Genomic DNA, 14318 nt, shown 5'->3' with positions numbered 1-14318 from the left:
ATGGTGTAATTGGCAGCACGACTGATTCTGGTTCAGTTAGTCTTGGTTCGAGTCCAGGTAGGCCAGCTCGCAGAGCTCATCTGCAAAGCCCCCGTTGTGTAGCGGCCTAGCACGCTGCCCTCTCAAGGCAGTAGCGCCGGTTCGAATCCGGTCGGGGGTACAGATCCTTCCCGCGAGGTCATCCGGGTCGCACCCGATGTACGTCGATGCAGGATCGCTAGGGCCCCCGTTGTGTAGCGGCCTAGCACGCCGCCCTCTCAAGGCGGTAGCGCCGGTTCGAATCCGGTCGGGGGTACCAACTGGTCTCATCCACCAGTGGCCTATGGTGTAATTGGCAGCACGACTGATTCTGGTTCAGTTAGTCTTGGTTCGAGTCCAGGTAGGCCAGCTCGCAGAGCTCATCTGCAAAGCCCCCGTTGTGTAGCGGCCTAGCACGCTGCCCTCTCAAGGCAGTAGCGCCGGTTCGAATCCGGTCGGGGGTACAGATCCTTCCCGCGAGGTCATCCGGGTCGCACCCGATGTACGTCGATGCAGGATCGCTAGGGCCCCCGTTGTGTAGCGGCCTAGCACGCCGCCCTCTCAAGGCGGTAGCGCCGGTTCGAATCCGGTCGGGGGTACCAACTGGTCTCATCCACCAGTGGCCTATGGTGTAATTGGCAGCACGACTGATTCTGGTTCAGTTAGTCTTGGTTCGAGTCCAGGTAGGCCAGCGGGATCGCGCAAGTGATCCACGCCCCCGTTGTGTAGCGGCCTAGCACGCCGCCCTCTCAAGGCGGTAGCGCCGGTTCGAATCCGGTCGGGGGTACGCACAGGAGAAGCCCTCCCCATCAGGGGAGGGCTTCTTCGTGTCGTACGCGCACGGTCGTGTGCGGGCGGCAGGCATCGGACAAGTGAACAGAGACACGACTCCGGCCCGTCGCTGCGGCGTTGAAGCGAACGGGCCGGAGTCGTACAGGACAGGACCAGGACAGGACAGGGCGGGGTCAGCCGGTGCGGCGCAGCGCCTCCGTGAGGCGCGCCGCCGCGTCGATGACCGCCTGGGCGTGCATGCGGCCCGGGTGACGGGTCAGGCGCTCGATCGGGCCCGAGACGGACACGGCGGCCACCACGCGGTTGGACGGGCCCCGTACGGGTGCGGAGACGGACGCCACGCCCGGCTCGCGCTCACCGATCGACTGGGCCCAGCCGCGGCGCCGTACGCCCGACAGGGCCGTCGCCGTGAAGCGGGCGCCCTGGAGGCCCCGGTGCAGCCGCTCGGGCTCCTCCCAGGCCATCAGGATCTGGGCGGACGAGCCGGCCTTCATCGTGAGCGTCGAGCCGACCGGCACGGTGTCCCGCAGGCCGGACAGCCGCTCGGCCGCCGCCACGCAGATGCGCATGTCGCCCTGGCGGCGGTACAGCTGCGCGCTCTCGCCGGTCACATCGCGCAGGTGTGTGAGCACGGGCCCGGCGGTCGCCAGCAGGCGGTCCTCGCCCGCCGCCGCGGCCAGCTCGGCCAGCCGGGGGCCGAGGATGAACCGGCCCTGCATGTCCCGCGCCACCATGCGGTGGTGCTCCAGCGCCACAGCCAGCCGGTGGGCCGTGGGCCGGGCGAGTCCGGTGGCCGCGACCAGCCCCGCGAGGGTGGCCGGACCGGACTCCAGAGCGCTCAGTACCAGAGCTGCCTTGTCGAGAACGCCTACGCCGCTACTGTTGTCCATGCAACGATACTCGCGTCTCACTCTGTGAAACGCAAGTTCAATTTTCCCGGGACCTTGCCACTCTGGAGGGGCGGTCCGAGAACAACGGTCCGCTGCCGGCGTCCAGCACGTGGGATCGCGTGTGATCACTGGATGAGATTCGGGCGTGGGCGCACGTATCTCTAGACCGTCGGCACATCCACGCCGGCCGGAGGGAAAGCGATGGGTAGGACACTCGCGGAGAAGGTCTGGGACGACCATGTCGTCCGGCGCGCCGAGGGCGAGCCCGACCTCCTCTTCATCGATCTGCACCTGCTGCACGAGGTGACCAGCCCCCAGGCCTTCGACGGCCTCCGCAAGAGCGGCCGGCAGGTCCGGCGGCTCGACCTGACCATCGCCACCGAGGATCACAACACCCCGACCCTCGACATCGACAAGCCCGTCGCGGACCCCGTCTCCCGCGCCCAGCTGGAGACCCTGCGCAAGAACTGCGCCGAGTTCGGTGTGCGCCTGCACCCGCTGGGCGACGTGGAGCAGGGCGTCGTGCACGTGGTCGGCCCGCAGCTGGGCCTGACCCAGCCCGGCACCACCGTCGTGTGCGGCGACTCCCACACGTCCACACACGGCGCCTTCGGTGCGCTGGCCTTCGGTATCGGCACCTCGCAGGTCGAGCACGTGCTGGCCACCCAGACGCTGCCCATGGCCCGCCCCAGGACCATGGCCATCACCGTCGACGGCGAGCTGCCCGAGGGCGTCACCGCCAAGGACCTGATCCTGGCGATCATCGCGAGGATCGGCACCGGCGGCGGCCAGGGCTACGTCCTGGAGTACCGCGGTTCCGCCATCGAGAAGCTCTCGATGGAGGCCCGGATGACCATCTGCAACATGTCGATCGAGGCCGGTGCCCGCGCGGGCATGATCGCCCCCGACGAGACCACCTTCGCCTACCTCAAGGGCCGCGCCCACGCCCCCGAGGGCGAGGCCTGGGACGCCGCCGTCGCGTACTGGAAGACGCTGCGCACCGACGACGACGCCGTGTTCGACGCCGAGGTCGTCATCGACGCCGCCACGCTGTCCCCGTTCGTCACCTGGGGCACCAATCCCGGCCAGGGCGCCCCGCTTTCGGCCTCCGTCCCCGACCCGGCCTCGTACGAAGACGCCTCGGAGCGCCTGGCCGCCGAGAAGGCCCTGGAGTACATGGGCCTGACCGCCGGGCAGCCGCTGCGGGACATCGCGGTCGACACCGTCTTCGTCGGTTCCTGCACCAACGGCCGGATCGAGGACCTGCGTGCCGCCGCCGACGTGCTGCGCGGCCGGAGCGTCGCGGACGGCCTGCGGATGCTGGTCGTCCCCGGCTCCGTCCGGGTCGGCCTCCAGGCCGTCGACGAGGGCCTGGACCAGGTGTTCAAGGCCGCGGGCGCCGAATGGCGGCACGCGGGCTGTTCCATGTGCCTGGGCATGAACCCCGACCAACTGGCCCCCGGTGAGCGCTCCGCGTCCACCTCCAACCGCAACTTCGAGGGCCGGCAGGGCAAGGGCGGCCGTACCCACCTCGTGTCGCCGCAGGTCGCCGCCGCCACCGCGGTCCTGGGCCGCCTGGCCTCGCCCGCCGACCTGTCCACCGCCGACGCCACCACTCCCGCGGGGGTCTGAGAACAGCCATGGAAGCTTTCACCACCCACACCGGCCGCGCCGTTCCGCTGCGCCGCAGCAACGTCGACACCGACCAGATCATCCCCGCCCACTGGCTCAAGAAGGTCACCCGCGACGGGTTCGAGGACGGGCTCTTCGAGGCCTGGCGCAAGGACCCCGAGTTCGTGCTCAACCGCCCCGAGCGGCAGGGCGCCACGGTCCTGGTCGCCGGACCCGACTTCGGCACCGGCTCCTCCCGCGAGCACGCGGTCTGGGCCCTGCAGAACTACGGGTTCAAAGCCGTCGTCTCGTCCCGCTTCGCTGACATCTTCCGCGGCAACTCGCTGAAGAACGGCCTGCTCACGGTAGTCCTCGACCAGAAGACGGTCGACGCGCTGTGGGAGCTGACCGAAGCCGACCCGACCGCCGAGATCACCGTCGACCTGGAGAACCGCCAGGTCCGCGCGGACGGCGTCACCGCGGACTTCGAGCTCGACGAGAACGCCCGCTGGCGGCTGCTGAACGGCCTGGACGACATCAGCATCACGCTCCAGAACGAGGCGGACATCGCCGCGTACGAGGCCGGGCGGCCCTCACACAAGCCGCGCACGCTCCCGCTCTGACCCCGGAGCCGTCCCACCCGACGGTCCACCGTGCCCCCGGCCGACCTTCCGGCCGGGGGCATCGTCATGCCGTGGCGCCACGGGCGTACCGAGGACCGGCACCCCGGACCGGTGGCGTGAAACCGCCCTTTGCGGGCTCCCGGGCGACGCCCGCACGACGGCAGGGCGGCCATCCGGCTGATGTCGGCCGACCAATCCCGAGACCCCCTCGCACCCCTGCCGCACCCGTCCCCCGAAGGGGCCAAAATGGTTTGCGCCGCAGGTAGTTGGGCATTCGCCGGGTACCGGAGGAAGCTTCTCGCGCTGAGCCCGCAACCCCTTCCCGCAGACGCCAGTTACCCCCTACGGAGGCGACAACTCGCCCCAGATGGCACAATCGGCGCATGGAACGCGACAGCCAACTCGAACTCTACGAGGCCGTCGCAGCCCGGCTGAAAGAAGCGCACGCCCGAGTGCGCACACTGCAAGTCCCGGAGGGCGTAAGGATGGCGCTGTCCCGGAAGCTGCTGGTCGTCACGGCAGCGGCGAAGCACGATCTCGCGGACGCGGCAAGGCGTCTCGACCGGTTGATGAAGGACCTCGACGAGGGCCGATTCCCTGAAGGGGACTGACCATCCGATGTGCTCGGCAGCGTACTGCGTTGCGGCACAAGGGTGATTAGCCCGTTTCGTGTTTGATTTGCGGTATATATCTGCCTAACGTGCGAAAAAGCTTGAACACTTTCGTTCCGGCAATGTCTCCGAAGGGGAAGACGTGAACAAGGCGCAGCTCGTAGAAGCGATTGCCGACAAGATGGGTGGCCGCCAGCAGGCCGCCGACGCCGTCGACGCGGTGCTGGACGCCATCGTCCGCGCCGTCGTCGCAGGCGACCGGGTCTCGGTCACCGGTTTCGGATCGTTCGAGAAGGTCGAGCGTCCGGCCCGCTACGCCCGCAACCCGCAGACCGGCGAGCGCGTCCGGGTCAAGAAGACCTCCGTTCCGCGCTTCCGTGCCGGTCAGGGCTTCAAGGACCTGGTCAGCGGCTCCAAGCGGCTGCCCAAGGCGGGCGAGGTCTCCGTCAAGAAGGCCCCCAAGGGCAGCCTCACCGGCGGCAAGGCGACGGTGAAGAAGGCCGCGGCGAAGAAGGCCACGGCCAAGAAGGCGGCGGCGAAGAAGGCGGCACCCGCCAAGAAGGTGACGGCGAAGAAGACCACCGCCAAGAAGACCACCGCCAAGAAGACGGCGGCCAAGACCACCGCCGCGGCCAAGAAGACCACGGCGAAGAAGACCGCGCCGGCCAAGAAGACCACGGCGAAGAAGGCGCCCGCGAAGAAGACCACGGCGCGCAAGACGGCGGCCAAGAAGGCCACCGCACGCAAGAAGTAGCACCAGCGCGTAAGCGGCGCGGCGGCACCGAGCCACTCACACGCGGGGCCGGACTCCCCTCAGGGAGCCCGGCCCGCGGTGTGTTGTGGCGGTGTGCGGCGCCGGCGGCGCCAGGCCCGGACCGCTCCGGGCGGCCCGCTTCAGAGCGTCTGCAGTGTCACCAGCGTGATCCGCGGCGGCCCCGCCTCGCCCTCCGTCTCGATCCGCACCCGCTGCCCCGGGCGCAGCAGCAGCAGACCGCCCGCGTCGAACGCCTCCGCGCCGAACTCCACCGGGGTGCCGTCGTCCAGCAGCACACTCCCGCTGCGGGTCTCTGGGTCGTACGTGTACGCGGTCGCCTGCATACCCGCACCCTACCGCCCGTCCCAGGCCCCGGCCCCGGCACCGAGGCGGGCCGACGTCCGGACCCCCACCCCCAGCGCCAGCGCGGCCCGCAGGTCCGTGGCCGTGTCCACGTCCCGGCGCACGGACGGGACCCCGTGCAGCCGGATCTCCGCCGCTCCCGACGACAAATGCCGCACCCGTGACGCACCCCCGAAAGCCGGGTGCAATTCAATTCCCGGGCGAGCCGACAGAAACGTCGTACCGATATCGGCCGCATCCGCCAGAAAGGCCCGCGGAAAACGCCCCGCCGCTGTCAGCACCCGCGCCAGTTCCGCCGCCCGCAGCGCCGGAAGGTCCGCATTCAGCGTCGCCACCGCCGCCCCCGGCCGCCGTGCCCGCGCCATCGCCGCGCCATACGCCAGCGCCGCGTTGAGGCCCGCGCCGGGGCGGTCCGGCACCACACGGGCACCCAGCCCCGTCAGTGCCCCCGCCGCCTCCCGGTCGTCCGTGACGACCACCACATCCCGTACCGCTCCGCAGGTCAGCGCCGCCGCCACCGTGTCCAGCGCGAACGCCAGTGCCAGCGCACGCCGCTCGGTGGCGCCGAACGCGCCAGCCAGCCGGGTCTTCGCCGCGCCCAGCGGCTTCAGCGGCACCACCAGCGACCAGCGCCCCCGCCGCCCGTCCGGATCCCTCCCCGTGTCCATCCGCCCCATTGTGTCCCGCCCCGCCGACGCCGGGGGCGGGACACCGCCGCCGGAACCTGGGCGTACGGTGTTCTCGACAGACCAGGGGCATGGGGCGACACTTGACCCCCGGCAAGACGAGAACCACCAGCAGGTCCACAGGAAGGTGTCCGCGTGTCCCGCCGCAGAATCGGCTTCTGGTACCGCCTCGCGGCGGCCATCGCCAAACCGCCGCTGGTGGTGTTGTTCAAGCGGGACTGGCGCGGAATGGAGCACATTCCGGCCGACGGCGGATTCATCACCGCCGTGAACCACAACTCGTATCTCGACCCGCTGTCCTACGCGCACTACCAGTACAACACCGGCCGGGTGCCGCGTTTCCTGGCGAAAGCCGGGCTTTTCAAGGGCGCGTTCGTCGGCACCATGCTCCGCGGTACCGGCCAGATCCCCGTCTACCGCGAGACCGCCAACGCCCTGGACGCGTTCCGCGCCGCCGTCGGCGCCATCGAGCGCGGCGAGTGCGTCGCCTTCTACCCCGAGGGCACCCTCACCCGCGACCCCGACATGTGGCCCATGGCCGGCAAGACCGGTGCCGCCCGCGTCGCCCTGATGACCAGGGCCCCGGTCATCCCGGTGGCCCAGTGGGGTGCCAACCTGGCGATGCCGCCGTACGCGAAGGAGAAGAAGCTCCGGCTCCTTCCCCGCAAGACGCTGACCGTCGTCGCGGGACCGCCGGTCGACCTGTCCCGCTTCCACGGCCTCGAACCCACCAGCGAGGTGCTGCGCGAGGCCACCGAGGAGATCATGGCGGCCATCACCCGCCTCCTTGAGGACGTCCGGGGCGAACAGGCCCCCGGCGAGCCGTACGATCACCGCAAGGCCCGGCTGGAACAGCGCCGCAGGGGCGCAGGGGAGGAAGCCAAGTGACACGCCCGGTCAAGGCAGCCGTCTACGGGACCGGCTCCTGGGGTACCGCCTTCGGCATGGTGCTCGCGGACGCAGGCTGCGACGTGACCCTCTGGGCCCGCCGTGCCGAGGTCGCCGACGCCGTCAACGCCACCGGCACCAACCCCGAGTATTTCCCCGGTGTCCGGCTCCCCGCGGGCCTCCGCGCCACCACCGACGCCGCCGAGGCCGCCGAGGGCGCGGACTTCACGGTCCTGACGATTCCCTCCCAGACCCTCCGCGAGAACCTCGCCGCCTGGGCGCCCAAGCTCGCCCCCGACACCGTGCTCGTGTCCCTGATGAAGGGCATCGAACTCGGCACGTGCAAGCGGATGAGCCAGGTCATCCAGGAGGTCGCGGACGTTCCCGCCGAGCGCGTGGCCGTGGTCAGCGGGCCCAACCTCGCCAAGGAGATCGTCGCCCGCATGCCGGCCGCGTCCGTCGTCGCCTGCACCGACGAGACGGTCGCCCGGCGGCTCCAGGCCGCCTGCCACACCCCGTACTTCCGGCCGTACACCAACACCGACGTCGTCGGCTGCGAACTCGGCGGCGCCGTCAAGAACGTCATCGGTCTCGCCGTCGGCATCGCGGACGGCATGGGCCTCGGGGACAACGCCAAGGGCTCCCTCATCACCCGCGGCCTCGCGGAGACCACCCGCCTCGGCCTGGCCATGGGGGCCGACCCGCTGACCTTCTCCGGCCTCGCCGGACTCGGGGACCTGGTCGCCACCTGCTCCTCGCCGCTGTCCCGCAACCACACCTTCGGCTTCAACCTCGGCAAGGGCATGACCCTCCAGGAGACCATCGCCGTCACCCGGCAGACCGCCGAAGGCGTCAAGTCCTGCCAGTCCGTGCTGGACCTGGCGACCCGGCACGGCGTCGACATGCCCATCACCGAGACCGTCGTCGGCATCGTCCACGAGGGGAAGCCGCCCATGGTGGCCCTCAAGGAGCTGATGTCCCGCAGCGCCAAGGCCGAACGGCGCTGACGCAGGACCCGGAAGCGGAACCCGGACGCGACCCCGGCGCGGAACCCCCACGCCGGACGCTGACGCCAACCGTACGAGCGGGTACGCTCATCGCGATATGAGCAGCGAGAACCTCCCCACCACCCCCGGGCGCAAGCCGCGTGTGGCCGTCGTCTTCGGCGGACGCAGCTCCGAGCACGCCATCTCCGTCGTCACCGCCGGCGCCATCCTCAGCGCCATCGACCGTACGAAGTACGACGTGCTGCCCATCGGCATCACCACCGACGGCCGCTGGGCGCTGACCGCAGACTCCCCGGAGCGGATGGCCATCACCGGCCGGACGCTGCCGAGCGTCGACGACGTCGCGGAACCCGGGGACGGCACCGTCGTCCTCTCCGCCGACCCCACCAGCCGGGAGGTCGTCTACACCGAGCCCAGCGCCGTCCCGAAGGCCCTGGGCGAGGTCGACGTGGTCTTCCCGATGCTGCACGGCCCGTACGGCGAGGACGGCACCCTCCAGGGCATGCTGGAACTCGCGGGCGTGCCGTACGTGGGCGCCGGAGTCCTCGCCTCGGCTGTCGGCCAGGACAAGGAGTACATGAAGCGGGTGTTCACCTCCTTCGGGCTGCCCGTCGGCCCGTACGAGGTCATCCGCCCCCGCGAGTGGGATCAGGACCCGGCCGCCGCCCGCAAGCGGATCGTGGACTTCGCCGACGAGCACGGCTGGCCGCTGTTCGTGAAGCCCGCCCGCGCCGGGTCCTCCTTCGGCATCACCAAGGTCGACGACGAGTCGGGCCTGGACGCGGCCGTCGAGGAGGCCCGCCGCCATGACCCGAAGATCCTCGTCGAGTCCCTGCTGACCGGCCGCGAGATCGAGTGCGGCGTCCTGGAGTTCGAGGACGGCCCCCGCGCCAGCCTCCCCGCCTGGATCCCGCCGGTCAGCGACCACGACTTCTACGACTTCGAGGCCAAGTACATCGACTCCGCCTCCGGAGTCGTCCCCGCCCCGATCACTCCCGAGCAGACCGCCGAGGTGCGGCGCCTCGCCGTCGCCGCCTTCGAGGCCACCTCCTGCGAGGGCCTGGTCCGCGCGGACTTCTTCCTCACCGACGACGGCGAGTTCGTCATCAACGAGATCAACACCATGCCCGGGTTCACGCCCATCTCCATGTACCCGCGCATGTGGGAGGCCACCGGCATCGGCTACGCCGAGCTCGTCGACCGCCTCATCCAGGCCGCTCTGCGCCGCCCCACCGGTCTGCGCTGATCCCCGACCCCGTACACGGCTGCGGGCCGCCGGTCCCACGGCGGCCCGCTCAGCCTTGTCGGCGCACCCTCACAGGTGCACGACGGGGCAGGTCAGCGTCCGCGTGATGCCCTCCACCTGCTGGACCTTGGCGACCACCATCCGGCCCAGCTCGTCCACCGTGTCCGCCTGGGCACGCACGATCACGTCGTACGGACCTGTCACGTCCTCGGCCTGGATCACGCCGGGGATCCGTGCGATGGTCTCGGCGACCGTCGACGCCTTGCCCACCTCGGTCTGAATCAGGATGTACGCCTGTACCACGAAACCTCCAGGGCGGCCGCGAGGATCATCCTGGGTGGGGCCTCCCCGGGAGAACCCCGGGAAAACCAGCGGAACCCAGGAAACCCAGGGAAGAAAGAGACGCCACGGTATCGCGTCGCCGCACGTCGCGGGGAGACCCGCGGGGCCGGTGGCGCGCCCGCGGCGGGCGCACGGCAGACAGAAGTTGACGGCTCGGCCCGTCTGCCCGACCGTACCTACAGCAGTGACGGCTCGCGACCGCAACCGCACCGGAACACCACCGGAACCGAACCGGTCGTACGGTGAGCCCACGACGACATGGAGAGGTGAACCTCGGTGAAGGGCACAGTCGGCGAGCTCGGGGAGTTCGGGCTGATCAGGGAGCTCACGTCCCGGCTCACCACCACCCCGGCCGTGCGCATCGGCCCGGGCGACGACGCGGCCGTGGTCGTGGCGCCCGACCGGCGCGTGGTCGCCAGCACGGACATCCTGGTGGAGAACCGCCACTTCCGGCGCGACTGGTCCACCGCCTACGACGTCGGCCGCAAGGCCGCCGCCCAGAACCTGGCCGACATCGCCGCCATGGGTGCCGTCCCCACCGCCCTTCTCCTCGGACTGGTCGTCCCCGCCGAACTCCCCGCGACCTGGCCCAGCGAACTCATGGACGGGCTGCGCGACGAGTGCCAGGTCGCCGGAGCCGCGGTCGTCGGAGGCGACGTCGTACGCGGCGACACCATCACCGTCTCCATCACCGCCCTCGGAGACCTCCGGAACCACGAGCCCGTCACCCGCGGCGGCGCCCAGCCCGGCGACGTCGTCGCCTACACCGGCTGGCTCGGCTGGTCGGCCGCCGGGTTCGCCGTCCTGTCCCGCGGTTTCCGCTCCCCCCGCGCCTTCGTCGAGGCGCACCGCCGCCCCGAACCGCCCTACCACGCCGGGCCCGCCGCGGCCGGGCTCGGCGCCACCGCCATGTGCGACGTCAGCGACGGCCTGATCGCGGACCTCGGGCACATCGCGGAGGCCAGCAAGGTCCGCATCGACCTGCGCTCCGCCGCCATCGACATCCCCACGCAGATGAACGACATCGGCCAGGCCGTCGGCGTCGACCCGCTCCAGTGGGTGCTCACCGGGGGAGAGGACCACGCGATCGTCGCGACCTTCCCGCAGGACGTGAAGCTGCCCGCCCGCTGGAAGGTCATCGGCGAGGTCCTCAACCCCTCCGCACTGCCCCAGGTGACCGTCGACGGCGCCCCCTGGCACACCAAGGGCGGCTGGGACCACTTCGGAGGCCACGAGTGACCTCCTCCGCCCCCGCGGCCCCTGTCGCGGCCCCGCCGCGCGTCCTGACCGTCGCCGGCTCCGACTCCGGCGGCGGGGCCGGTATCCAGGCCGACCTCAAGACCATGCTGGCCCACGGCGTCCACGGCATGAGCGTCCTCACCGCCGTCACCGCCCAGAACTCCCAGGGCGTCCAAGGCGCCTGGGAACTGCCCGGCGAGGCGATACGCGCCCAGTACCGCAGCGTCGTCGACGACATCGGCGTCCAGGCCGTCAAGACCGGCATGCTCTCTTCCGCGCCCCTCGTGGAACTGGTCGCGGAACTGCTCGCGGGGACCGGCGCCCCGGCCGTCGTCGACCCGGTCGGCGTCTCCAAGCACGGCGACCCGCTGCTCGCCGCCTCCGCCCTGGAGTCGGTACGGAAGCGGCTCCTCCCGGTCGCCACGGTCGCCACCCCCAACCTGGACGAGGTGGACCGGCTCACCGGCGTACGGGTCGAGACGGAGGACGACCTGCGGCGGGCCGCCGACGCCCTCCTGGGCTTCGGCCCGCGCTGGGCGCTCATCAAGGGCGGGCACCTCCCCGGCGACGCCGCGGAGGCCGTGGACCTGCTCACCGACGGCACCGAGGAACACTGGCTGCGCGCCCCCCGGCACGACAACCGGCACACCCACGGCACCGGCTGCACCCTCGCCTCCGCCGTGGCCTGCGGTCTGGCCAGGGGACTCACGGTGCCGGAGGCCGCGCGCGAGGCGAAGGCGTACGTCACGGGCGCGATCGCCGCCGGATTCGCGCTGGGGGCGGGCATCGGGCCGGTCGATCACGGGTGGCGTCTGCGCGCCTAGGTCCGGTCGCGGCCCCCGGACATGGCAAAAGCCGGTCCACCAGGAGGTGGACCGGCTTTCAAGGCAACCGCAGAGGCTGCGCTACGACAGAACGTCGCGATTAGCGCGAGACCTTGCCGGCCTTGATGCACGAGGTGCAGACGTTGAGCCGCTTCGGCGTCCGACCGACCACGGCACGCACGCGCTGGATGTTCGGGTTCCAGCGACGGGACGTACGGCGGTGCGAGTGCGAAATGTTGTTGCCGAAGCCCGGCCCCTTGCCGCAGACGTCGCAGTTGGCAGCCACGGGTCACTCCAAAGACTTCAGATGCACTTACATTGAAATCCGGCAGAGCCGGAATCAGATCGGTGACATGAGGGTCGGTGACTGAAGTGGCGTTGCCGGGACGGCCCGACTTTCGTCGGGCAACCGGAGCAGCATACAACGGCCACTTCGGCAGTACGAAACTACCACGGACGGCCGGGACCCCGCCCCGGGCCCGGGGCGGGGACGGCCCCCGCCACGGGGTCTACCCTGCGGTGCAGCCGAATCGAGGAGGATCACGCAGGTGCCGCAGACCGCCGAGACCATCGACTCCGCAGCGGTCCGCGCCTGGTGCACCCTGGCGCTTCAGGCCCTCGGCCGCGAGCGCGAGGAGATCGACGCGATCAACGTCTATCCCGTCCCCGACGGCGACACCGGCACGAACCTGTACCTCACCGCGGAGTCCGCGAGCCGGGCCGTGGAGGCTGTCTTCACCGCGCACGGGACCGGGACCCCGGACCTGGCCGACGTCGTACGGGCCATGGCGCACGGCGCGCTCATCGGCGCCCGCGGCAACTCGGGCACGATCCTGGCGCAGCTGCTGCGGTCCATGGCCGAGGTGCTGGCCCGCGGCTGTGACGGGGACCACCTGGCGGACGCCCTGCGGGCGGCGTCCGCCTCCGCCCGCCAGGCCGTCGCCCACCCCGTGGAGGGCACGATCCTGAGCGTGGCGTCCGCCGCGTCGGAGGCCGCACCGTCCGGTGCGGGCAGCGGACCGGCCGCGGTCGCCCGTGCCGCGTACGACGGGGCCCGCACGGCCCTGGAGGCGACGCCCGGACAGCTCGCGGTGCTGCGGGAGGCGGGGGTCGTGGACGCCGGGGGACGGGGGCTCGTGACCGTGCTGGGCGCGCTCGTGGAGGCACTGTCGGGCGAGGCGCCCGCGCGGACACCCCGCCACCAGCGGGCCGTCGTGGCCCCGCACGCGGTGCCCGAGGTGAGCTGCGGGGGCGGCGGGCCCGCGTACGAGGTCATCTACCTGCTGGAGGCCGACGACGCGGCCGTGACCCGGCTCCGGGACCGGCTGGACGGGCTGGGCGACTCGCTGGTCGTCGTGGGCGGCGAAGGGCTCTGGAACGTCCATGTGCACGTGGACGACGCGGGTGCCGCCGTGGAGGCCGGCATCGAGGCGGGACGCCCCTACCGGATCCGGATCACGCACTTCGCGGCTGAGGGACCGGCCCTCGCGGGAGAGCCCGCCCAGCGGGCCGTCGTCGCCGTGGTCCCGGGGGAGGGGCTGGCGGCCCTCTGTGCCGAGGCGGGCGCCACGCCCGTGGTCGCCCGGCCCGGGGAACCGCCGGCCAGCGGCGAGTTGCTCGACGCCGTGCGGCGGGCCCACGCACGCGAGGTGGTGCTGCTGCCGAACGACGCCGACCTGTGGCACCCCGCCGCCGCGGCGGCCGAGCAGGCCCGCGCCGAGGGCGTCCGCGTGGCGCTCATCCCGACCCGGGCCGCCGTCCAGGGCGTCGCCGCCCTCGCCGTCCACCAGCCGGAGCGCCGCTTCGACGAGGACGTGGTCGCCATGACCGCCGCCGCCGGCGCCACCCGCTACGGCGAACTGGCCGTCGCGGCACGCCAGTCCTTCACCTCCGCCGGGGTCTGCCAGGCCGGGGACGTCCTGGGGCTCATCGAGGGCGATGTCGCGGTGATCGGCCGCGACCTGGCGGCGACCGCGGAGACGGTCCTGGACCGGATGCTCGCGGCGGGCGGCGAACTCGTCACGCTCATCCTCGCCGAGGACACGCCCCCGGCCCTCGCGGAACGCCTCGAAGCCCATGTACGCGACCGCTACCTGGCGGTCGACACCTGCGTCCACCACGGCGGCAGCCAGCAGGCCCCGCTGCTGATCGGCGTCGAGTGAACCCGGGTGCCCCGCCCCCGGACCCGGTCCGTCCCAGCAGCCTCTTCGGGCAGGGCCGCCCCGGAGCGACACGCGCCCCCGGACACCGGGCGGGCTGACACACCGCCTCTGTCAGAGTCGTGGTGTGCAATAGGTTGCGTGCCCGCGCTCGAAGAACCCCTGACCAAGGCCACCGGCCCCGCCACCGCCGAGGTGTTGGCCGAGCGCCCCGGCCTGCGGACCGTCCGGGGCCTGTCGCCTCTCGGAGGCACCGCCCGATGAA

At 71.6% G+C, this 14318-nt stretch carries 16 protein-coding genes and 7 tRNA genes; 18 read left to right on the top strand and 5 right to left on the bottom strand.

Translation table 11 applies throughout. The features are described 5' to 3' along the window. Positions 1–87 precede the first annotated feature (87 nt). From I3F58_RS17465 to I3F58_RS17435, 7 genes are all read left to right on the top strand, one after another. Positions 88–160 (top strand) — tRNA-Glu (locus I3F58_RS17465). A gap of 62 nt (positions 161–222) precedes the next feature. Further along, positions 223–298 (top strand) — tRNA-Glu (locus I3F58_RS17460). 18 nt (positions 299–316) lie between these two features. Then, positions 317–388 (top strand) — tRNA-Gln (locus tag I3F58_RS17455). A 21-nt stretch (positions 389–409) separates the two neighbouring features. Then, positions 410–482: transfer RNA gene (locus I3F58_RS17450), tRNA-Glu, on the top strand. Positions 483–544: 62 nt separating this feature from the next. Further along, positions 545–620, top strand: a tRNA-Glu gene (locus I3F58_RS17445). A gap of 18 nt (positions 621–638) precedes the next feature. Then, positions 639–710, top strand: a tRNA-Gln gene (locus tag I3F58_RS17440). Between the two features lie 22 nt (positions 711–732). Then, positions 733–805 (top strand) — tRNA-Glu (locus I3F58_RS17435). Positions 806–983: 178 nt separating this feature from the next. Here the strand turns inward: I3F58_RS17435 and ndgR are convergent. After that, positions 984–1700: an IclR family transcriptional regulator NdgR gene (ndgR, locus tag I3F58_RS17430; protein WP_240109538.1), complete on the bottom strand. Its 717-nt coding sequence runs from the start codon at positions 1698–1700 to the stop codon at positions 984–986. Positions 1701–1901: 201 nt separating this feature from the next. Between ndgR and leuC the strand changes: the two genes are divergently transcribed. The 4 genes from leuC (at position 1902) to I3F58_RS17410 (ending at position 5299) form a co-directional block, all read left to right on the top strand. After that, the gene (leuC, locus tag I3F58_RS17425) at positions 1902–3332 is read left to right on the top strand and encodes a 3-isopropylmalate dehydratase large subunit (RefSeq protein WP_240109537.1); all 1431 of its coding nucleotides are present in this window, start codon (positions 1902–1904) and stop codon (positions 3330–3332) included. An 8-nt stretch (positions 3333–3340) separates the two neighbouring features. Continuing rightward, positions 3341–3934, top strand: a complete 594-nt coding sequence (gene leuD / locus I3F58_RS17420) for a 3-isopropylmalate dehydratase small subunit (RefSeq protein ID WP_240109536.1) — start codon at positions 3341–3343, stop codon at positions 3932–3934. A gap of 383 nt (positions 3935–4317) precedes the next feature. After that, positions 4318–4545, top strand: coding sequence for a hypothetical protein (locus I3F58_RS17415; protein WP_240109535.1), 228 nt, complete (start codon positions 4318–4320; stop codon positions 4543–4545). Positions 4546–4687: 142 nt separating this feature from the next. Continuing rightward, a complete protein-coding gene (locus tag I3F58_RS17410; protein ID WP_240109534.1) occupies positions 4688–5299 on the top strand; it encodes an HU family DNA-binding protein in 612 nt (203 codons plus the stop codon). A 140-nt stretch (positions 5300–5439) separates the two neighbouring features. On the opposite strand, the gene I3F58_RS17405 is transcribed toward I3F58_RS17410, so the two are convergent. Both I3F58_RS17405 and cofC read right to left on the bottom strand, forming a co-directional pair. Continuing rightward, on the bottom strand, positions 5440–5643 hold the full coding sequence (locus I3F58_RS17405; RefSeq protein ID WP_240109533.1) for a hypothetical protein: 204 nt from the start codon (positions 5641–5643) through the stop codon (positions 5440–5442). 9 nt (positions 5644–5652) lie between these two features. Then, positions 5653–6330 carry a 2-phospho-L-lactate guanylyltransferase gene (gene cofC, locus I3F58_RS17400; protein ID WP_240109532.1) on the bottom strand — a complete coding sequence of 226 codons (678 nt, stop codon included), beginning with the start codon at positions 6328–6330 and terminating at the stop codon, positions 5653–5655. 153 nt (positions 6331–6483) lie between these two features. Here cofC and I3F58_RS17395 point away from each other — a divergent pair, with 153 nt between their 5' ends. From I3F58_RS17395 to I3F58_RS17385, 3 genes are all read left to right on the top strand, one after another. Beyond that, complete coding sequence (locus I3F58_RS17395; protein WP_240109531.1) at positions 6484–7236, top strand: 1-acyl-sn-glycerol-3-phosphate acyltransferase; 753 nt, start codon at positions 6484–6486, stop codon at positions 7234–7236. After that, positions 7233–8243 (top strand): NAD(P)H-dependent glycerol-3-phosphate dehydrogenase, encoded by a 1011-nt coding sequence (locus I3F58_RS17390; protein ID WP_240109530.1) that lies wholly within the window; start codon positions 7233–7235, stop codon positions 8241–8243. Before I3F58_RS17395 ends, I3F58_RS17390 begins: the two co-directional genes overlap by 4 nt. Before the next feature lie 97 nt (positions 8244–8340). After that, on the top strand, positions 8341–9489 hold the full coding sequence (locus I3F58_RS17385; RefSeq protein WP_240109529.1) for a D-alanine--D-alanine ligase family protein: 1149 nt from the start codon (positions 8341–8343) through the stop codon (positions 9487–9489). 69 nt (positions 9490–9558) lie between these two features. Here the strand turns inward: I3F58_RS17385 and I3F58_RS17380 are convergent, their stop codons facing one another. After that, the gene (locus tag I3F58_RS17380; RefSeq protein ID WP_240109528.1) at positions 9559–9792 is read right to left on the bottom strand and encodes an Lrp/AsnC family transcriptional regulator; all 234 of its coding nucleotides are present in this window, start codon (positions 9790–9792) and stop codon (positions 9559–9561) included. A gap of 315 nt (positions 9793–10107) precedes the next feature. Between I3F58_RS17380 and I3F58_RS17375 the strand changes: the two genes are divergently transcribed. Together I3F58_RS17375 and thiD are read left to right on the top strand one after the other, a co-directional pair. Next, positions 10108–11070 carry a thiamine-phosphate kinase gene (locus I3F58_RS17375; RefSeq protein WP_240109527.1) on the top strand — a complete coding sequence of 321 codons (963 nt, stop codon included), beginning with the start codon at positions 10108–10110 and terminating at the stop codon, positions 11068–11070. Beyond that, a complete protein-coding gene (gene thiD / locus I3F58_RS17370) occupies positions 11067–11894 on the top strand; it encodes a bifunctional hydroxymethylpyrimidine kinase/phosphomethylpyrimidine kinase (RefSeq protein WP_240109526.1) in 828 nt (275 codons plus the stop codon). Before I3F58_RS17375 ends, thiD begins: the two co-directional genes overlap by 4 nt. Positions 11895–11994: 100 nt before the next feature. Here thiD and rpmB read toward each other — a convergent pair whose 3' ends face one another. Next, positions 11995–12180, bottom strand: coding sequence for a 50S ribosomal protein L28 (rpmB, locus tag I3F58_RS17365; protein ID WP_003957616.1), 186 nt, complete (start codon positions 12178–12180; stop codon positions 11995–11997). A 262-nt stretch (positions 12181–12442) separates the two neighbouring features. On the opposite strand from rpmB, the gene I3F58_RS17360 reads away from it, so the two are divergent. Then, entirely contained in the window at positions 12443–14056 is a 1614-nt protein-coding gene (locus I3F58_RS17360; protein ID WP_240109525.1) for a DAK2 domain-containing protein, read from the top strand. A gap of 138 nt (positions 14057–14194) precedes the next feature. Then, a complete protein-coding gene (locus I3F58_RS29410; protein ID WP_275678616.1) occupies positions 14195–14317 on the top strand; it encodes a hypothetical protein in 123 nt (40 codons plus the stop codon). Position 14318 lies beyond the last annotated feature (1 nt).

Source organism: Streptomyces sp. MUM 203J (assembly GCF_022414595.1).
In the GTDB taxonomy this organism is placed as follows: Bacteria; Actinomycetota; Actinomycetes; order Streptomycetales; family Streptomycetaceae; genus Streptomyces.
The sequence above is the reverse complement of the archived record's forward strand: the minus strand, read 5'-3'. Positions and strand labels throughout refer to the sequence as shown.